Here is an 18,141-nt window from a genome sequence, read left to right on the forward strand (position 1 = left end):
CAAGTAACGCCAAATGTGGCCAGGTAATGTTGGCCACAAGCCCGTGCCATTTGATTCAAGGATAAGACAGAATGGCCGATTTATCGCAGCACTTAAAACAGTTAGATACGCTGCGTGAAGGTATCGACGAGCTGGACACCCAGCTTGTCGAATTACTCGCAAAACGCAATAAAATTACTACCCAAGTTGGTCAAATAAAGGCCGAAGCAGGCATGCCCGTATATGTGCCAGAGCGTGAAAAAGCGCTGATCGCCTCTCGCCGAGCTCAGGCCGAAGCGCTAGGTGTTTCTCCCGATCTCACTGAAGACCTTTTACGCCGCGTAATGCGAGAGTCTTATCACACGCAAAACAACAAATACCGCTGTGTAAAACCTGACATTGATAACGTTGTTGTTATTGGTGGAGCAGGGGCGCTTGGCCGCGTGTTTGTGAGCTTGTTTGAACGAAGTAATTACAAGGTTTCGGTCGTTGAAAAAGACGATTGGGAAAATGGCAGAGCAACATCACTACTAAGCTGTGCTTCGCTGGTTGTTGTTGCAGTACCTATTAATCTAACAGAGTCTGTGATTAGCAAGCTAACTATGCTGCCAAAAGGCTGTGTGCTAGCCGATATAACCAGTATCAAGGCTAAGCCTCTTGAGGCAATGCTTGCCGTACATAGCGGCCCTGTCGTTGGATTACACCCCATGTTTGGTCCAGACGCACCAGGCATGATTAAGCAGGTAGTGGTAGTGTGCGACGGTCGTGACAGCGACAAGTACAGTTGGCTGATTGAACAAATGCGAATTTGGGGAGCCACAATTCACGACTCCAGCGCGCAAGAACACGACCAAGCCATGGCATACATTCAGGTTATGCGCCACTTCAACACCTTTGTGTACGGACAACACCTAAAAGGTGAAGATCCTAATCTTGAATCTCTTACCATGTTTAGCTCTCCAATATATCGTTTAGAGCTGGCAATGGTAGGCAGATTATTCGCACAGTCTCCTCAATTGTATGCCGACATTATCTTCAATAACCCTGATAACTTTGCACTTCTACGGCGCTTTTACGAACGCTTCGGGATTGCACTATCATTACTTGAAAGTGGCGATAAAAAAGGGTTTGTAGAACAGTTTATGAAAGTCGGCGCGTGGTTCGGAGACTATGCGAAGAAGTGTTTAGTAGACAGCAAACAGATGTTGTTAAAAGCCGATGATGGTCAGCTTTTAAGAGACAAGTAGTGTTCATTAGGATGGGTTAAGAGTTAGAAGCGAGCTAAAAGCTCGCTTCTTTTATGTTAGTCAGCCAGCGCACTCGCGGCAGCCACTTTGGTCGGGCTAATTTCTTCGCTTGGATAGCAGCCCAGTACCTTGATATAACGCGTAATGCCTCGTAATGCATCTAACGCATTCTGCACAGGACCATCTTCAACATTTCCTTCTACATCAATATAAAACATCTCTTCCCATGGATTACCAGGAATAGGGCGCGATTCAAGCTTCGTCATATTGATGCTGTTCTCTCGAAGCACCAATAAGGCCTCGACAAGAGCCCCTGGCTTTTGAATGGTAGACATAACAAGGGTTGTTTTAGCTGGTACTTGAAGTGGAACCACCACTGGATTACGTGCAACAACGATAAAGCGGCTGTGATTTTCTTTTTGATTAGCTAAGTTACTCTTAATTGCCATCAGTCCATAAAGATTACCGCCTGCTTCACTTCCAATCGCCGCTACGTCGTCGCGCTGAAGTTCGCTAACCGTCAACATGGCAGAGCTTGTGCTGTCCATAGTCTTTACTTCGACGTTACCTAGCTCGGCTAAGAAATGGCTACATTGAGTGAACACTTGAGGGTGTGCATAAAGCGTTTTAATTTTATCGATGCTGGTATTGGTTCCCACTAACAAAGTATGGCGGATAGGGTGGGTAAGCTCACCAATAATGCTTAGCTGTGTATGCTGAAGTTGGTCGTACACTTCATTGATACTGCCAGAGGTTGTGTTTTCAATGGGTAGCACCGCGTAATCGGCTTCTGTACTCTCTACCTTATGAATAATTTCAGCGAAACTTTGGCAGCCAATTTCTAACAGCTCGCCAGGTCTACGTGAAAAATATTTCTGTGTAGCAAGGTATGAGTAAGAGCCTTTGTCGCCTAAAAAGGCTACTCGGTTTAACGGTAGTGTGCTGCCAGGGTTCGCGCGCTCGGCAAGCATGGCCTGCTGGTTCAAAACTGAATCTTCAATAATAACGTGAAAAATTTGTGTTACATAATGAGGATCTAAACCAATGCTTTGGCCTTCTTTTATTAACCGCACTAATAGCTGTTCTTCACGCTTTTGATCTCGTACAGGAATGTGGTGCTTTATTTTCGTCTCAGCCACTTCGTTGGTTAACTTTCTGCGTTCTGAGAGTAGTGTAAGTAACTCACTGTCAAGAGCGGTAATGCGCTCTCTAACAGTATCTAATGCATTGTCTGACATATCATTCCCGTGCGTATCTTATAAATAAATGTTGCTAAAAAAAAACCTCCCAAGTGGGAGGTTTTCATGCATGTAGCTGCGCCTCCCTAATAAAAGGATGTAAACGCAAAAAAGAAAAATACTACGTGCTTTATTATCTGTTTCATGAACCTGAATGTATGTCGAACCCCTATGTGTGTCAACCCATTTTTACAAAATGTATAGTTGTTTTTGATATGAGGGTCTTGAAAAAGAACTAAAAATGAGTTTGCTACACATCGCGCAGTTTCACCGATATGTAGCATTCGTTTAAAAAGCATGCTGTGAAGGCTAATTACCTAACAGCGCTGACAGCATTTGGCGTACTTCATTTGGCTCAAAAGGCTTGTCACACAATGCATTTACACCGGTTTGCTGAATGTTGGCCATATGGGCACTGTCTGCCGATTCAGATGTCACCATAATAATAGGGATATGCGTGGTTTCTGGATTAAAGCGAATGAATTCAGACAGCTCTCGGCCGTCCATTTCAGGCATATTGTAGTCGGTAACCACAAGGTCGAAAGCTTGGTCTTTTATCAAAGTAAGCGCAGCTGCGCCATTTTCAGCTTCTTGGATTCTCTGTAATCCCATTCCTTCGAGTACTCGTCTAATATGGTTCCGAGCAAGTTTACTGTCATCAACAAGCAGAACACGAACGTCGTGCACATCAAACAATTCTAGTTCTAACTCATCGTGGTTGATTAGGTCGAGACTCGCATTTAAGGCACGTGATAAATGAAGAGGCTCAAAGGGTTTAGGAAGAATTGCTGCGACACCCGCCTGTTTGAATTCTTCCAATTTGCTCAATCGATTTTCACTAGAGACGAGCATAAATGGAATGCTCTTAAATGCGTCGTCTTCTTTTATAAACTTGAGAAGCTCTAGTGCGGTTCCGTCCTCATAATACATTGCGCTGACTATTAAGTCGGCGCCATGGGCTTTAACCGCTGAACGGGCTTCGGAAAGGGTACTGACTGGGTCAATTTCCTTAACGTTTTCTTTCAACAGCAACGTAGTGATAATTTTTCGTTGTGTGTCAGATGGTTCAACCAAAATAATATGTAAATCAGAAATTGACAGCTTTTCCATTTCAGACTCTTTTTGTTATATGTTTATGAAAAAGTGAGAGCGTACAAGTGGTCTTCAATCACTAACCACCCGCAAGCTTAACTTTGTACCCTTTGTCAGTTAGCAGCGAGCGCAGTTTTTCTCTGTCATCAGTTTGTACTTCAATGACGCCGTCTTTTACCGCTCCGCCGCAACCGCATTTCTTTTTTAATTCTGAGCCAAGTTTCTTTAGTTCGTCAGAAGGAAGGTCTAGCCCCTTAATTAACGACACGCCTTTTCCTTTGCGACCTTTCGTTTCTCTGTGAATACGAACTACGCCGTCTGAAGAAACTGAACGTTGCTCTGATTTTTGCTCAGGCTTTATTTTGCCGCTCTCTGTACTGTAGACCAAAAGAGCGTCTTGCCAATCTTGCATAGATACCTCAATAAAATCCGTAAAACCATCGTTATTATGCTTGTTAAAACTCAATCATACGAAAGTTTAAGCACTTATTGATGGCGATGTGAAAAAGTTCAACTAAGATAAGGATAGCAAAGTTAAAAGCATGTATTGAAGCATTTCTGCTGACATTTTAAGGAAAGCATATGGAAATAACGTCAAGCTACCAGAATCAGGGGAAAGTATTGGTAATCGATGTAGGAACAAAATTTGATTTCAGTAAAGTTGAAGATTTTAGAAACGCATACAGCGAACTAAATGACGGTGCAACTCATATCGCTGTAGACTTGTCTCGTACCGAGTATATGGATAGCTCAGCACTAGGCATGCTATTGAATATGCAGAAAACATTGGCAGACAAAGAACTCTCTTACAGTATTGAGAACGCCAGACCTCAGGTGGCAAAAATTCTCAAAATATCCCGGTTCGAAAAAAAGTTCGAAATTAAGTAGCCTGAATAGGACTTTTTTTGTTGAAAATCCTCATTGTTGATGACGAGGCTATTAACCGTACTCTTTTGACCAACATGCTGTATAACGCCGGCTATACAGAATGTGTTGAAGCAGTGGATGGTAAAGAGGCGATTGAAACATTTATTGAAGAGCAGCCAGATTTGGTTTTGCTCGATGTTGTTATGCCTGGATTGTCTGGTTTTGATGTTGCTCCAAAAATCCGTAAACTTGCAAAAGGGCCTTATCTTCCTATTTTGTTTATCACTGCCCTAGAGGACAAAGACAGTTTAGTGCGCTGTTTAGAAGTAGGGGGTAACGATTTTGCTACAAAACCTTTTGACCGTCATATCTTAATTGCAAAAATCCGGGCGCACTTAAAAATACGTGCGTTAAGTGAGCACGTAGAACAACAGAACAAGAGCCTGCGACTTTTTAATCAAAGGGTGGCACGGGAACACGCCATTGTTGAGCATATTTTCAGTCATGCCATAGTTAACCACCCGGAAGTGCAGGCGCATTTCGATTGCTTTCTTCAACCTGCCGAAACCTTTAACGGCGATTTATTTTTATGCGAAGCAAGCCCTAGTGGGGGCATTTATTTCATTGTGGGGGACTTTACTGGACACGGTCTTGCTTCGGCTATTGGTGCGTTACCCGTTACTCGTGTGTTTCAAGAGCTAAGTCAACAAGGTGTATCGGTATCTGAAATCGTTAGTGAATTAAACCAGATCCTAACTAAATTTTTGCCCAGTGACATGTTTATGGCTGCCGTAGTCGGTGAGATTAACGCGGCGGGAAACCGCATAAATTTGTGGCAGGGCGGGATGCCAGCAGCGATTATTCCTGCGACGTCAAACATGGGGGCACGTAAAATATGTTCTCGTCACATGGCCCTAGGGGTTTTGGAAGAACATGAGCTTAACACCGACATAGACATTGTTAATTTAGGACACAATGAACAGTTAATTATTTGCAGTGACGGGCTTATTGAAATCTCAAATGATGATGGTGATATGTTGCTGGAAGAAGGACTTGCAGAGATAGTGAAAAATCAAATGATAGAAGAAGGCGTTGTCGACGCTAAATCATTATTTGAGCGAGCTAAGGCGAACTGTGCAACGTCTACATTTCAAGATGATGTAACCTTAGTGGTATTCACCTCAAAACCAATAAATATGCACCTGAGAAACCAAGTCGCGTACGCTTTTCCGTCAGTGCATGAGGTTACACTGGATGCCGAGCACCTAAAGCAGCCTGATGTCCTTCCACGTGTACTGCAGCTGGCAGGCCAGTGTGAAGAGATGCAAGGTATCCGTTCGATTATATTCACAGTGTTATCAGAGATTTTTAATAATGCACTTGAGCACGGTATTTTAAAGCTTGACTCGAAACTTAAACAAGACAGCGCTGGGTTTCACCAATACTACGAAAATAGGGAGGCATCTCTACAAGCTTTAAGCCGTGGTCGAATTATCGTTAGAGTAGAATCTTTACCAGATAGGGGAAAAGTGCTCGTTTCGGTAGAAGATAGTGGAAATGGATTTCAGTGGGAAAACAAAGCGTATTTACCGGGAGTGCGTTTATCTAGTGATGAATGCTTTGGCCGAGGCCTTCCTTTAATTCAAACACTGTGTGAGCGAGTCTGGTTTGAAAAGAATGGTAGTAAAGTTATTTGCTTACTTAGTACTCGTTAGCAGTAAGGAAACTAGCTTTGCGTGGAAAGGGAGCGGCAGCTAAGCTAAACCATCCACGTTTTTAAACAACTAATCGAAATCCTCTTTTCCTTAGTAATAAATAGTTAAATACTCATTTATCTTAATCGAATAGCTGCGCTGTTAAAGCCACTAACCAGAGGCATCATGCTGAAATCTTTTTTGAAACTATTTGAAGAGTCACACAACAAAGCAAAGCCTGCTTACACGATTGAACTTGCCACAGCTGCCTTACTTAGCGAATTAGTCAACGCTGACAATCAGGTAACTCAAACTGAAAAGGAAGAATATAAAAAGCAGCTAAAGCGCCTTGTTAATGTTGATGATGAAGCAATGGCATTGCTATTAGAACAAGGACGGGAAACGGCTGATGATGCTGTTGACCTTGTGCATTTTACTCAGGTGCTCAATAAACATTACTCTGCAGAAGAAAAGGTCAGCGTAATCAAAGGTCTTTGGGCAATAGCCTATGCCGATAAATCCTTAGCGCCACTAGAAGAAAGTACCATAAGACAAATAGCTGAATTGTTGTATGTACCTCATAGCCAATTCATTAAGACTAAGCTTGAGATTGCAGAAGGTTCTAAATAATCCACTTCCAGAACAGTGTTGTCTATCTAAACAAAAATACGTTGTTAATTTCAAAGCACGTGACTTACTATTACGCTCAGAACAATAAATAAGTGGTAGGGTTTGGATAAATATTCCTTGCCTATTCCGCTATAAGAAGAGTTGTAAAGCAAGGACACATGAGTGTTTAGAACGTTAAAAATTCCGATTGGGCTCACTATTGCCTTATCCATGTCTGTTTTGATCATCGCAGTTGCCTTGATCAATAGGCTAGACCATCACGAATCTGTTGTTACCGTCGTGAAAAATAATACCGCCGCCTTGAGTAACTCTCTCGCACTACAATTGTCAGTGATGATGGAAAGAAACCCTGGTAACAACGCGTTGTTCTCTTCATTTTTTCAGTCAATCAAAGAGCACGAGCATCTTTTATCCGCGTTCCTTTACGATAATCATTTTAATGTGATTTCGGCTGTTCAGCCTGAGAGAGTGCTCGATATAAGCAACGCATCCCTACCTACATCACCACAAAATGTTCCTTTTGGCATCTCGCAATACGAAGGGGTTATCGTTGATCACCAAATCGTGGGAAGTAGCCTCTATCCTATGGGCCACATTGTCATTTATATTGACATCAACAATTTACAGTCTGCGAATAGTGCTCGACAAATTTTGGAACAAGCCCCCGTCATGCTTGCTCTTTGGTTATTGTGTACCGGGGTGTGTATTTCTATTCTATATCGCTTGATTTCACCGCTTGCTTCATTAGGTCGATTTACCCAGGAAGTCTTTGAAACCAAAGATTATGCGCTTAGAAGCTCAATTCACTCATCTAATGAAATAGGTAGAATAGCTAGCAACATTAACAGCTTACTAGACGCGATCGAAGTTGAGCTTCTGGTTAACTTTGAACAAAAGCAAACCTTGGTCGACCAGCAAGAAACTATGTCTCGCCTTGCTAATTTTGATAGCCTAACAGGCCTTCCCAATCGGCAATTTGTTCTTGATAACCTTAGGTTGGAATTAGCAAGAGCGAAAAGAAATGATGAAGATTTGTTGCTTTTATTTTTTGACCTTGATGGATTTAAAGGAATAAATGATTCTTTAGGGCATGAGACAGGCGATTTAATTCTCATAGAAGTGGCTGATAGAGTGCAGTGTCTACTCAGAGATGGCGATTTGTTTGCTCGCTTAGGTGGCGATGAATTCTTAGTACTTCCAGATCGAGATGCAACGACCGACCAGGCAAAACGTCTCGCAATGAGATTAATTACAGCGTTTGATGAACCCTTTGAGCTTAGAGGACTTTCTCTAACTGTTGGCTTGAGCGTAGGCGTGGCTACTGCTTCTGATGCGGGCTACGATTTAAGTGAACTTATGAGTAATGCCGACCTGGCCATGTATCGTTCGAAGGCGAGAGGAAGGGGAAGTTACACACTATTTACGCCAGATATGGTGGAATCTCACAAACGTAAACTTCATTTGGCTAACGGCATAGAGCAAGGGATAGCGAATGATGAATTTGTTGTCTATTACCAAGTAAAAGTCAACAACGACGGAAATGTTATTGGCGTTGAGGCATTAATACGTTGGCTACATCCTGAATTTGGCCTGGTTATGCCAAACGAATTTATTCCTATAGCAGAGCAAGGTGGAAAAATTACCGCGATTACTCGATGGGTAATAAATCGTGTGTGTATAGATATGCCTGAACTCAGACGTTGGGCTGTGGGCGCTTTTAGAGCTTCAATTAATCTATCTGGCCACGACCTGAGAAGTAATCAACTCTTCGACTATATCTACAACACTTTTACGCTTTACGATATAAACCCCGAGAACATCGAATTTGAAGTGACTGAAAGCGCGTATCTTGAAAACTTTGCGCTTTCCAATAAGTTTTTCAGACGCATTGGTAATATGGGATGTGCGATTGCCCTCGACGATTTTGGCACGGGATATTCCTCCTTGAGTTATCTCACTCAAATCAATATTGATACGCTTAAAGTCGATAGGCAGTTTGTGACGGAAATACAATCATCTGAACGCAGTCGCTTAGTAACAGGCGCTATAATTGATTTGGCAAAACGGTTATCCCTTTCAGTGTGCGCTGAGGGAATAGAAAATCTTGAGCAGTGGCAGTATCTCAAAGAGCACGGTTGTGACAATGTACAGGGTTTCATGTTCAGCAAGCCAGTTCCAATTGATGTGCTCGTTACTTCACCCAGCCACTATAAGGCTGAACAATTCAACTGATGCTGAAATATGCATGTCGGTATTGTTGCCGACATGCACTCACTACCAGTGTTTCTTTATTGCAACACCTGTCCATGGATTACCCATATTAAAGCATTGTTATTTTCTTAACTTTATGTTTTTAAAGTTTATATTTATTGTGGTCTGAAAATAGCATAGCTAGTTTAGATGCATTAATGATGTGGTTGATTGAAGACTAATGGTAATATCCATATGCCTTAATCATACATTAGTGGCAGAAGCCATAGGATAGAAATTGGCGAATTGAGAAGGATTTTAACAAGCGTTTAGCGGAGGATTCATGATGAAACGTCTCGAAAAAGTTTTTTTAGCACTTTGTGCTGTTGCAGCAGTGCAAGCCATTTCAGTAGCAGATGCGCATGCCACACCGGCGCGTTCGCTCATGCAACAGTTAGATACAGACAAAGACGGCTTGATTTCTCTTAAGGAAGCGGTAAGACACACGGGATTACTGCGTAACTTTGGTTTGATTGACGACAACGAAGACGGAAAGCTCTCTGAGGCAGAAATGGCAAAGAGTAAGCTTACTCCGGGTAATGAAAAACTCACTGCAGGTGAGTAGATAAGAATATCAACATCGATGAGGGTAAGGTTCTGATAAACAAGGTATCGTTTGGTGAACGCTTGGTACAACTTGGTTCACTAAGACAGTTAACGTTAGGTAGTTTTGTACTGGCCCTCATTCCGCTCATTGCGCTTCTATGGCAAAGTCAAAGCGATTTGGCTAAAGTTGGTCAAATGACAACGCTTGAAACGCGTTTTGTGGTCGATGTTGTTAGCGACATGCAGCGTTTAGATAACGCAGTTGTTGATGTTGAGCGCAGTATCAGACAATTTACGGTTTTACGTAGTGAGCGCGTAGCGCAGCTCTCCGATAATGCAATCGATCAATTTGCCGTTGCAGCTGATAACTTATGTCAGGCACTATCTGTTCCTGCAACATGTTCTCGACTATCCGAACAACTCAACCAACTTGCTGAATACCGAGCCATCGAAGATCAATTGTTGCTTAACGCGTATTTAGCGTCGGTTGGTGATAGCGTAGACCAATTGCGCGACGACGTTGAAGCCGCTATTACGGAGCGGGTAAAAGTTCAGCAAGATGACCTGAATGCTATGCAGGCAAAACAAGCATGGTCTACAGCAATGTTGGTAAGCGTGTCGTTACTGCTTATATTGATGGGGAGCCAATTGATTGTGAACCCTGTCAATAACCTCAAAAAAATAATACGGATCATGGCGCATAGCGATGGCCAGCTTCCGCCACTATCTAAGCAGGCCCCCAGAGAACTTATAGATGTCGAAAAGGATTTGCACTGGCTCTATGATCGTTTACAACAGCTAGAACACATCAGAACTGCTTTACTACGGCATGCCGCTCACGAGCTTAAAACTCCGTTAGCGAGTATAAAAGAAGGCTGTAGTTTGTTATCGGAAAACGTGGTTGGTGAATTAAATAATGCACAGCGAGAAGTGTTGTCATTACTCACCGGCAGCACACAGCGCCTCAATACTTTGGTTGAAAAACTGCTCGACTACAATTTGTTATTGCAACAAGCGCAACCCAAAATAGTTGAAAGTGATGCACGCAAGCTGGTTACGGCTTGCCTTGACGATTATGCTCTTGCCATTCAAGAAAGAGAGGTGGACGTAAATATTTCTGCGCCTAAAGTACAAGTTGACGAGGAGTTGTTTAGAAGAATACTTGATAACTTGGTGTCTAATGCTGTTGCGCACGGAGCGATAGGAAGACCCATTAACATTAGCCTTTATAACGAAAATGATAACCTTGTATTGGACGTAGCAAACCGTGGTAAACGCATTGCACCAGAATCAGTACACACGCTATTTGAGCCTTTTATTCGAGGGACCGAGCCAAGAAACGACAACGTTATTGGAACGGGGTTAGGATTATCAATTGTTGCCGATTGCGCTCGACTGATGCATGGTGATGTGCGTGTTGTAGATGTAGACTATGCCGATGTTTGCTTTAGAGTGACCATTCCGCGACAGGAAAAATAAAATGAAAACAAGTGGTTTAATTGTCGCTTTACTGGTACTGACAGGATGTCAGAGTATAACCAGAAATAGCGGCAACGCAGGCGAACCTGAAACGGTAAACCCTGTAGCAAAGATAGAACGTGGCTTTTGTTTATTTGACGAACCGCCGAAAGGCTTTGATCACAATTGTGATACGACTTATTGGCTTAATTCGTGGATTGCCGCGGCAAACCAGCCTTGGTTAAAACGCAAGCAGAGTATAGAAGCGCTAGGAGATTCAGCGTTCGATACGCTTCATGCCTACCTACTGACGCTTCCCACCGATACCCCTTATCAAGATAGATTGCGTGGGCAGTTGGCGCTTAATGATATTGCGGGAACCTTTACCCAAACCGCTCAGGAAGTGATAAATGTGATTGCCGCATCACACAACAATCACATTATGCAGTTAGAGTCTGCCATGGTGGTGTTGGAGCAAGAAAATACTTCTCGTGGAGAGAAATTAAAAGCGCTTGAAAAAGATGCCGTTAACTTGCGCAAAAAATTAGAAGAATTGTTGCAAATTGAAGCAACACTGATGGATAAAAACAGGAGTACACAACAGTGAGCGAAAAGGCGAGTAGTAACCCTAACTTATTGTTGGTTGATGATGATAAAAGCCTATTGCGTTTGTTAACCATTCGTCTTGAAGGCGAGGGTTATCATGTGACCGCAGTGGAAGATGGTCAGTCGGCGTTAAGAAAGCTTCAAAACGACAATTATGACGTTGTTTTAAGTGACCTGCGCATGCCGGGTTTAGATGGCTTAAGCTTGTTCGAAGAAATAATGGGGATCAGAAAAGACATTCCTGTAATTTTAATGACGGCCCACGGCACCATTGCTGATGCAGTAGCGGCCACGCAGCGCGGGGTATTTGGTTTCTTACCGAAACCAGTGGATCACGATGAGCTGCGTGCGCTCTTGCAAAAAGCGTTAAGTCAATCTCAGGCTGCACAGCCGGGGGATTGGGCGAAAGACATTATTACTCGCTCACCGGAAATGCTAAACGTACTAGACCAAGCGTTTCGTATTGCGCAAAGAGAAGTATCTGTACTTATTAGCGGTGCGAGCGGTACAGGTAAAGAGCTGCTTGCTAACGCCATTCATAAAGCCAGTAACCGCAGCGACAAGCCATTTGTAGCTATTAACTGTGGAGCATTGCCTGAAAACTTACTTGAATCTGAGCTATTTGGTCATGCTAAAGGGGCGTTTACCGGTGCTGTAGCCGCTCACCCAGGTTTATTTAGAGAAGCCGACGGTGGTACCTTGTTCTTGGATGAGATTGGCGATATGCCGATGACGCTGCAGGTAAAACTACTGCGTGCATTACAAGAGCGCCAAATTCGTCCAGTAGGTAGCAGCAAGCACGTAGATATCGATGTGCGTATTATTTCTGCAACGCACAAAGACTTGCATAAAGAAATGGAAGAAGGCACCTTCCGCGAAGATTTATATTACCGCCTAAACGTGGTGAACCTAAAACTTCCGTCGCTGAAATCGCGAAGTGAAGATATTCCACTTTTGGCTCGCTCTCTGCTGCAACAAAGCGCACAGCGTCATGGCGTGAATGTAAGCCAATTTTCTGATGACGCTATGCAACAGCTGGTAACCTCATCTTGGCCGGGTAACGTACGTCAGCTTGTGAATGTGGTTGAGCAGTGTGTTGCGTTAACGCAAACGCCTGTTATTCCGCTCCACCTAGTAGAGCAGGCCTTGTCTGCCACTAAACAAAGCTGGCCTACGCTTACAGAAGCGCGCGATGCCTTTGAACAGCAATACTTGCACAAGCTTCTTAAAATGACCGACGGCAACGTAACGCGCGCGGCAGAGCTTGCAGGAAGAAACCGTACAGACATGCATAAACTTATGAAAAAGCACGAGTTAGACGCCGCTGATTTCAGATAGACATAGTCGAGTTTAGAGAGTTATTAAACGCATCACTTTTTAGTGATGCGTTTTTGTTTTGCGATAGGAAAAGCGTAAGGCAGGGGTTATGCTGGAAGATGTTCTGAAAAAACAATGGTTTCAACAGCACGAGCGTGTTTTTTTAAGCTTTCTATCTCAACGTCTAAAAAGTCACGTGGTTCATCAAACAGTAGGCATAACGTGCCCAATTCATAGCCATCTTTGTTGCGTAAGATAGCACCAGCGTAAGCTCTTATGAAAGGGTTGCCAGTGACCAGCGGGTTATTAGCAAATAGCTTATCGGCTTTAGCGTCGGGAACAATTAAGTATTCTTCTTCGGCTATCGCGTAGGTGCAAAACGAGATATTACGCGGTGTCTCTGTAGCATCCATACACTGGCGAGACTTAAACCATTGACGATCTTCTGCAACGAGGCTTACTAAGCAGGTTTTAGCATTAAACTCTTCTTGTACAGCTTTGGTGAGCTCGTCAAGTTGTTCGCTTGGGGAAGTATCTAAAATATCTAACGATTCAAGCGCAGCAATACGCGCTTTCTCATATTCATGGTTCATTGAGGTTATTTCACGGTAAATAATGGTGTAGTACCAAAATAGATAAGAGCAATAGTTTACCGCTAAATTAGAAAAACGCTATCTATTAAAAATTAAACTTAATCGATTAATCACTAATGGCGACTGATTAAAACAGGGCACTCTGCTCTGGCAGGCTTTTGATAGACAGATTTTCTAGCACGAGTAATGGGTTATCGTTGTTATACAAATCGATAAACTGCTGCGCTAACCAGGGAGCGTCTTTGTTGTCGGGGCGGTGACAAAAAAAGTACACGTCTTTTCCTTCACTTTGCCAAATCTTCACTTTTTTCACCCAAGGCAATAAACAGCGTTGGTTGTCATCATCAACATCATTGCCTACAAAGCGCACAATGGGAGTATGGCCTGTAGCGATAACGTTTACCGGTACACGGGGCTTTTTCTCTCGTACTTCCTCGAGCATCGCACCTCTATCGGTTCCCCCTGCGTTTAAAGAGCCAGTGAAAAGAGCTCGGGTGTCCATAATGATTCTATTCGCACCATGGCGAATCAAAAGTTGGTTAAGCGCCTTTTCCTCGTCACCCTTTGCAAAAAACGCCAAGTGGCGCACTTCAACTGCTACGTTTAATTCTTGAGGTAACGCCGCTAAAAAGGTATCCAAAATGGATAGCTTTTCTGGCCCGAAAGAAGCGGGCAGTTGCAGCATCATGACTCCTAGCTTTTCTTTTAACGGGCTTAATAAAGCAAGCTGTTGGGCAACCTCTTCATCACAGTGCTGTAATTGATGTACATGCGTAATGTTCTGGTGAAACTTGAAAGTAAATCTGAAGTGGCTGGGTACTGAAGCGCACCATCTCGCTACCGCGTCTTGGTGGGGAAGAGAGTAAAATGTGGTATTCCCTTCAACCGTATTACACTCCTTGGCATACAGCGACAATCCATTATCAGACTTGGGATAATTAGCAAACCAGGTGCTTGGCCAATGGTTGTGTTGCCACATTGGCAATCCAATGTAGAGATTTCCTTGTGATATGGCTGATTTGTGCATATTTGTCATTGGGCTTTATCAAGCATTTGTTTATACTATGCGGCCTTTAAATCATTACATTATGCATGTTGTGGGCGGGCCAGTTAATTGGCCAGCGAGTTTACGCGATTTTTGGCAAAGTCTTAAGCCCAAAAGTAAGCGGTTTTAAACGCCTATTCACTGCATGCGAAGCAAGAAAAAACATCAGGGGTCAAGGACCATGCGCACAGATTACTGTGGGAATATCGATTCATCATACATTGGACAAGAAGTTACCCTTTGCGGGTGGGTTAATAAGCGTCGCGATTTAGGCGGTGTAATTTTCATCGACTTACGCGACCGCGAAGGTATCGTACAAGTGGTGTTCGACCCAGATTTACCAGACGTGCTATCGGTAGCTAACACGTTGCGTAGCGAGTTCTGCGTAAAGCTAACGGGTAAAGTACGTGCGCGCCCTGAAGGTCAAGTAAATAAAGACATGCGCACTGGCGAGATTGAGATCCTAGGCACAGGCCTTGAAGTGATCAACAAATCTGACGTACTTCCACTGGACTGGAACCAAGAAAACTCAGAAGAACAGCGCCTTCGCTATCGTTATCTAGACCTTCGCCGTCCTGTAATGAGCCAACGTTTACAATTCCGTGCAAAAGTAACAGGTGCTGTACGTCGCTTCCTAGAAGAAGAAGGTTTCCTTGATATTGAAACCCCTATTCTTACTAAGGCAACGCCAGAGGGTGCACGTGACTACCTAGTGCCAAGCCGCACGCACAAAGGTGAGTTCTTTGCACTTCCGCAATCGCCACAGCTTTTCAAACAGCTTCTGATGATGTCGGGCATGGACCGTTACTATCAAATTGTTAAGTGCTTCCGCGACGAAGACTTACGTGCCGACCGTCAGCCAGAATTTACCCAAATCGATATTGAGACCACGTTCTTAGATGCCGATGGCGTAATGTCTATTACCGAGCGCATGATCCGCGACTTGTTCAACAAAATGCTAAACGTTGACCTTGGCGACTTCCCGCGCATGACGTACGCCGATGCCATGACGCGCTTTGGTAGCGATAAGCCAGACCTACGTAACCCGTTAGAGTTAACAGACGTTGCCGACTTGCTTGCTAACGTTGACTTTAAAGTATTCAGCGGCCCTGCGAACGACCCTAAAGGTCGCGTTGCGGCAATTCGCGTACCGGGCGGTGCGTCACTTTCGCGTAAGCAAATTGACGAATACACCAAATTTGTAGGTATTTACGGCGCGAAAGGCCTAGCTTGGATTAAAGTTAACGATGCTGGTGCTGGACTTGAAGGCCTGCAGTCGCCAATCCTTAAGTTCCTAACGGAAGACATCACTAACGCCATACTAGAGCGTACTGGCGCACAAAGCGGCGATATTTTATTGTTCGGTGCAGACAGCTACACTGTGGTTACCGAAGCGATGGGCGCACTTCGTCTTAAGCTTGGTGAAGACTTTGAGCTTCTTGAAGGCGAGTGGAAGCCGCTTTGGGTTGTTGATTTCCCAATGTTTGAAGAATTTGACGGTCAGCTTCACGCTATCCACCATCCGTTTACCGCGCCACGTGGTTTAACGCCAGAAGAGCTTAAAGCTAACCCTGCTGAAGCCTTATCTGATGCTTACGATATGGTATTGAACGGTGTTGAGTTAGGTGGCGGTTCTGTACGTATTCACAATGAAGACATGCAGTCTACGGTATTCAACATTCTTGGCATTGACGATGAAGAGGCGAAGAACAAGTTTGGCTTCTTGCTTGACGCGTTGCGTTTTGGTGCGCCGCCGCATGCAGGTCTTGCGTTTGGTCTAGACCGTCTTGTAATGCTTATGACTGGCGCGACGTCTATTCGTGATGTTATGGCATTCCCTAAAACGACCACAGCGGCATGTCCGTTAACATCGGCGCCTAGCCCTGCGAACCCACAGCAGCTTGAAGAGCTAGCTATTGCAACGGTGAAAAAGCAATCGTAATTTATGGCGTATAAGAAGCCTGAATCTGCACTGGTAGTGTTGTATGACCAACACTACCGAGTGCTGCTTTTGCAACGACAAGACGACCCTACCTTTTGGCAGTCGGTAACCGGCGCGTTAGAAGAGGGGGAGTTACCCTTAGAAACGGCATATCGTGAAGTGTGTGAAGAAATTGGCATCGATGCCAAAGCGCACGGCTTTGTGGTTAACGACCACGATAAGCAAAACCAATATGAAATTCGTAGCCGCTGGCTACATCGCTATCCTCCTGGTACTGTGCACAACACAGAACATGTATTTTCCCTTCAAATAAACAGCGATTTACCCATTGTCTTAACAGAGCACTTGCAGTACGAATGGGTGTCGAAAGACGAAGCACTCGCGCGTTTATGGTCTCCTTCGAATAAAGAAGCGGTATCTTTGTTTGTACCGAGTGTGCCTTAATGGTTATACTGGGTATAGATCCAGGTTCTCGGATCACAGGCTACGGTTTAATTGCACGCAAGCAAGGTAAACTGGTGTATGTAGCAAGCGGATGCATTCGCGTTGGAACGGCAGATTTGCCTTCTCGTCTTGCTAATATCTTTACCGGGGTTGGCGATATTATTCGTCAATATAAACCCGACCAGTTTGCTATTGAGCAAGTATTTATGGCGAAAAACCCTGATTCAGCGCTGAAGCTTGGTCAGGCCAGAGGTGCCGCCATTGTGGCAGCCACCCAAGCGCAACTTCCTGTTGCTGAATACAGCGCAAGGCAAATTAAGCAGTCGGTAGTTGGAAAAGGTGGCGCAGATAAAACGCAAGTTCAGCACATGGTAAAACACCTGCTTAGCTTAAGCGGCACGCCACAGGCCGATGCTGCCGATGCATTAGCCGTTGCCTTGTGTCATGCACACACCGAACAGAGCCTGATAAACATGGCAGGGCAAGCCCGAAAAACCGTTCGTGGTCGTTTGCGCTAGTACTGCTTAAAGCTCACGCTTTTACAGAGATAATTCATGATTGGACGAATTCGCGGTACGTTGGCTGAGAAACAGCCTCCAGAAATTCTTGTAGATGTAGCCGGCGTTGGCTACGAAATTCATATGCCTATGACCAGTTTCTACCAGCTTCCCGCGGTAGGTGAAGAAGTGGTGGTGTATACACACTTTGTGGTTCGCGAAGACGCCCAATTGCTGTTTGGTTTTGCTGATAAAATGGAAAGAGGGCTTTTCCGCGAATTGATCAAAGCCAATGGCGTAGGCCCTAAACTGGGCTTAGCTATTTTGTCTGGAATGTCGGCAAGCCAGTTCTTGGCGAGCGTACAAAATGAAGACGTTTCTGCGCTCGTCAGCTTACCGGGTATAGGCAAGAAAACCGCAGAGCGTTTAGTGGTAGAGCTTAAAGACCGCTTAGCAAAATTTGGCAAGGCGCAGAGTATTGCTGTACCGCCCCCAAGTGGCGACTTGTTATCCACCAATACTATAGTTGAAGTGAACGACGCGCGGGAAGAAGCGCAAAGTGCGCTTATTGCACTAGGCTATAAACCTGCTCAAGCGAGCAAGTTAGTCGACAGCGTATACAAAGAGAGCATGGAAAGTGAAGCCCTTATTCGCGAATCATTAAAAGCGGCCATATAATGGCACTCAACGAAGGCA

Annotated in this window: 18 protein-coding genes; 13 read left to right on the plus strand and 5 right to left on the minus strand. The window is 44.2% G+C overall.

Features of this window, described 5'->3' with window-relative positions; all coding sequences use genetic code 11:
• Window positions 1-71 precede the first annotated feature (71 nt).
• Entirely contained in the window at window positions 72-1,226 is a 1,155-nt protein-coding gene (gene tyrA / locus ACXAGV_RS14010; RefSeq protein WP_474873783.1) for a bifunctional chorismate mutase/prephenate dehydrogenase, read from the plus strand.
• A gap of 56 nt (window positions 1,227-1,282) precedes the next feature.
• On the opposite strand, the gene pheA is transcribed toward tyrA, so the two are convergent.
• The 3 genes from pheA to yciH all read right to left on the minus strand — a co-directional run bounded on the left by pheA (window position 1,283) and on the right by yciH (window position 3,968).
• On the minus strand, window positions 1,283-2,464 hold the full coding sequence (gene pheA, locus ACXAGV_RS14015; RefSeq protein ID WP_039216761.1) for a prephenate dehydratase: 1,182 nt from the start codon (window positions 2,462-2,464) through the stop codon (window positions 1,283-1,285).
• Between the two features lie 309 nt (window positions 2,465-2,773).
• Entirely contained in the window at window positions 2,774-3,574 is an 801-nt protein-coding gene (locus ACXAGV_RS14020) for a response regulator (RefSeq protein ID WP_039216762.1), read from the minus strand.
• Between the two features lie 61 nt (window positions 3,575-3,635).
• Window positions 3,636-3,968 (minus strand): stress response translation initiation inhibitor YciH, encoded by a 333-nt coding sequence (gene yciH, locus ACXAGV_RS14025; RefSeq protein WP_474832170.1) that lies wholly within the window; start codon window positions 3,966-3,968, stop codon window positions 3,636-3,638.
• A gap of 170 nt (window positions 3,969-4,138) precedes the next feature.
• On the opposite strand from yciH, the gene ACXAGV_RS14030 reads away from it, so the two are divergent.
• The 8 genes from ACXAGV_RS14030 to ACXAGV_RS14065 all read left to right on the plus strand — a co-directional run bounded on the left by ACXAGV_RS14030 (window position 4,139) and on the right by ACXAGV_RS14065 (window position 12,945).
• Window positions 4,139-4,444 carry an STAS domain-containing protein gene (locus tag ACXAGV_RS14030; RefSeq protein ID WP_474873784.1) on the plus strand — a complete coding sequence of 102 codons (306 nt, stop codon included), beginning with the start codon at window positions 4,139-4,141 and terminating at the stop codon, window positions 4,442-4,444.
• Between the two features lie 17 nt (window positions 4,445-4,461).
• Complete coding sequence (locus ACXAGV_RS14035) at window positions 4,462-6,138, plus strand: SpoIIE family protein phosphatase (RefSeq protein WP_474873785.1); 1,677 nt, start codon at window positions 4,462-4,464, stop codon at window positions 6,136-6,138.
• 165 nt (window positions 6,139-6,303) lie between these two features.
• Window positions 6,304-6,747 (plus strand): tellurite resistance TerB family protein, encoded by a 444-nt coding sequence (locus tag ACXAGV_RS14040; protein WP_474873786.1) that lies wholly within the window; start codon window positions 6,304-6,306, stop codon window positions 6,745-6,747.
• Between the two features lie 162 nt (window positions 6,748-6,909).
• Entirely contained in the window at window positions 6,910-8,979 is a 2,070-nt protein-coding gene (locus ACXAGV_RS14045) for a putative bifunctional diguanylate cyclase/phosphodiesterase (protein WP_474873787.1), read from the plus strand.
• A 301-nt stretch (window positions 8,980-9,280) separates the two neighbouring features.
• Window positions 9,281-9,562, plus strand: a complete 282-nt coding sequence (locus tag ACXAGV_RS14050; protein WP_474873788.1) for an EF-hand domain-containing protein — start codon at window positions 9,281-9,283, stop codon at window positions 9,560-9,562.
• A gap of 62 nt (window positions 9,563-9,624) precedes the next feature.
• Window positions 9,625-11,022, plus strand: coding sequence for a sensor histidine kinase (locus tag ACXAGV_RS14055; protein ID WP_474873789.1), 1,398 nt, complete (start codon window positions 9,625-9,627; stop codon window positions 11,020-11,022).
• Window position 11,023: 1 nt separating this feature from the next.
• On the plus strand, window positions 11,024-11,608 hold the full coding sequence (locus ACXAGV_RS14060; RefSeq protein ID WP_474873790.1) for a hypothetical protein: 585 nt from the start codon (window positions 11,024-11,026) through the stop codon (window positions 11,606-11,608).
• The gene (locus ACXAGV_RS14065; protein ID WP_423078434.1) at window positions 11,605-12,945 is read left to right on the plus strand and encodes a sigma 54-interacting transcriptional regulator; all 1,341 of its coding nucleotides are present in this window, start codon (window positions 11,605-11,607) and stop codon (window positions 12,943-12,945) included. Before ACXAGV_RS14060 ends, ACXAGV_RS14065 begins: the two co-directional genes overlap by 4 nt.
• A gap of 86 nt (window positions 12,946-13,031) precedes the next feature.
• Here ACXAGV_RS14065 and ACXAGV_RS14070 read toward each other — a convergent pair whose 3' ends face one another.
• Both ACXAGV_RS14070 and ACXAGV_RS14075 read right to left on the minus strand, forming a co-directional pair.
• Entirely contained in the window at window positions 13,032-13,517 is a 486-nt protein-coding gene (locus ACXAGV_RS14070; RefSeq protein ID WP_474873791.1) for a GAF domain-containing protein, read from the minus strand.
• Between the two features lie 127 nt (window positions 13,518-13,644).
• The gene (locus ACXAGV_RS14075; protein WP_474873792.1) at window positions 13,645-14,496 is read right to left on the minus strand and encodes a DUF72 domain-containing protein; all 852 of its coding nucleotides are present in this window, start codon (window positions 14,494-14,496) and stop codon (window positions 13,645-13,647) included.
• Window positions 14,497-14,743: 247 nt separating this feature from the next.
• On the opposite strand from ACXAGV_RS14075, the gene aspS reads away from it, so the two are divergent.
• Genes aspS through ruvA form a run of 4 tightly spaced genes read left to right on the plus strand, consistent with a single transcriptional unit; the run spans window position 14,744 to window position 18,123 of the window.
• On the plus strand, window positions 14,744-16,504 hold the full coding sequence (aspS, locus tag ACXAGV_RS14080; protein ID WP_474873793.1) for an aspartate--tRNA ligase: 1,761 nt from the start codon (window positions 14,744-14,746) through the stop codon (window positions 16,502-16,504).
• Window positions 16,505-16,507: 3 nt separating this feature from the next.
• Window positions 16,508-16,948 (plus strand): dihydroneopterin triphosphate diphosphatase, encoded by a 441-nt coding sequence (gene nudB / locus ACXAGV_RS14085; protein ID WP_014978753.1) that lies wholly within the window; start codon window positions 16,508-16,510, stop codon window positions 16,946-16,948.
• Window positions 16,948-17,466, plus strand: a complete 519-nt coding sequence (gene ruvC, locus ACXAGV_RS14090; RefSeq protein WP_061485246.1) for a crossover junction endodeoxyribonuclease RuvC — start codon at window positions 16,948-16,950, stop codon at window positions 17,464-17,466. Before nudB ends, ruvC begins: the two co-directional genes overlap by 1 nt.
• A 36-nt stretch (window positions 17,467-17,502) precedes the next feature.
• Window positions 17,503-18,123: a Holliday junction branch migration protein RuvA gene (ruvA, locus tag ACXAGV_RS14095; protein ID WP_474873794.1), complete on the plus strand. Its 621-nt coding sequence runs from the start codon at window positions 17,503-17,505 to the stop codon at window positions 18,121-18,123.
• Window positions 18,124-18,141 lie beyond the last annotated feature (18 nt).

This window comes from Alteromonas sp. ABH4_453 (assembly GCF_056160665.1).

What these genes read in the sequence shown, in the direction of transcription:
- pheA (WP_039216761.1), bottom strand. Translation starts at nt 2,464, where the DNA reads ATGTCAGACAATGCATTAGATACTGTTAGAGAGCGCATTACCGCTCTT.
- ACXAGV_RS14050 (WP_474873788.1), top strand. Translation starts at nt 9,281, where the DNA reads ATGATGAAACGTCTCGAAAAAGTTTTTTTAGCACTTTGTGCTGTTGCA.
- ACXAGV_RS14070 (WP_474873791.1), bottom strand. Translation starts at nt 13,517, where the DNA reads ATGAACCATGAATATGAGAAAGCGCGTATTGCTGCGCTTGAATCGTTA.
- tyrA (WP_474873783.1), top strand. Translation starts at nt 72, where the DNA reads ATGGCCGATTTATCGCAGCACTTAAAACAGTTAGATACGCTGCGTGAA.
- nudB (WP_014978753.1), top strand. Translation starts at nt 16,508, where the DNA reads ATGGCGTATAAGAAGCCTGAATCTGCACTGGTAGTGTTGTATGACCAA.
- aspS (WP_474873793.1), top strand. Translation starts at nt 14,744, where the DNA reads ATGCGCACAGATTACTGTGGGAATATCGATTCATCATACATTGGACAA.
- ACXAGV_RS14020 (WP_039216762.1), bottom strand. Translation starts at nt 3,574, where the DNA reads ATGGAAAAGCTGTCAATTTCTGATTTACATATTATTTTGGTTGAACCA.
- ACXAGV_RS14030 (WP_474873784.1), top strand. Translation starts at nt 4,139, where the DNA reads ATGGAAATAACGTCAAGCTACCAGAATCAGGGGAAAGTATTGGTAATC.
- ACXAGV_RS14060 (WP_474873790.1), top strand. Translation starts at nt 11,024, where the DNA reads ATGAAAACAAGTGGTTTAATTGTCGCTTTACTGGTACTGACAGGATGT.
- ruvC (WP_061485246.1), top strand. Translation starts at nt 16,948, where the DNA reads ATGGTTATACTGGGTATAGATCCAGGTTCTCGGATCACAGGCTACGGT.
- yciH (WP_474832170.1), bottom strand. Translation starts at nt 3,968, where the DNA reads ATGCAAGATTGGCAAGACGCTCTTTTGGTCTACAGTACAGAGAGCGGC.
- ACXAGV_RS14075 (WP_474873792.1), bottom strand. Translation starts at nt 14,496, where the DNA reads ATGTGGCAACACAACCATTGGCCAAGCACCTGGTTTGCTAATTATCCC.
- ACXAGV_RS14040 (WP_474873786.1), top strand. Translation starts at nt 6,304, where the DNA reads ATGCTGAAATCTTTTTTGAAACTATTTGAAGAGTCACACAACAAAGCA.
- ruvA (WP_474873794.1), top strand. Translation starts at nt 17,503, where the DNA reads ATGATTGGACGAATTCGCGGTACGTTGGCTGAGAAACAGCCTCCAGAA.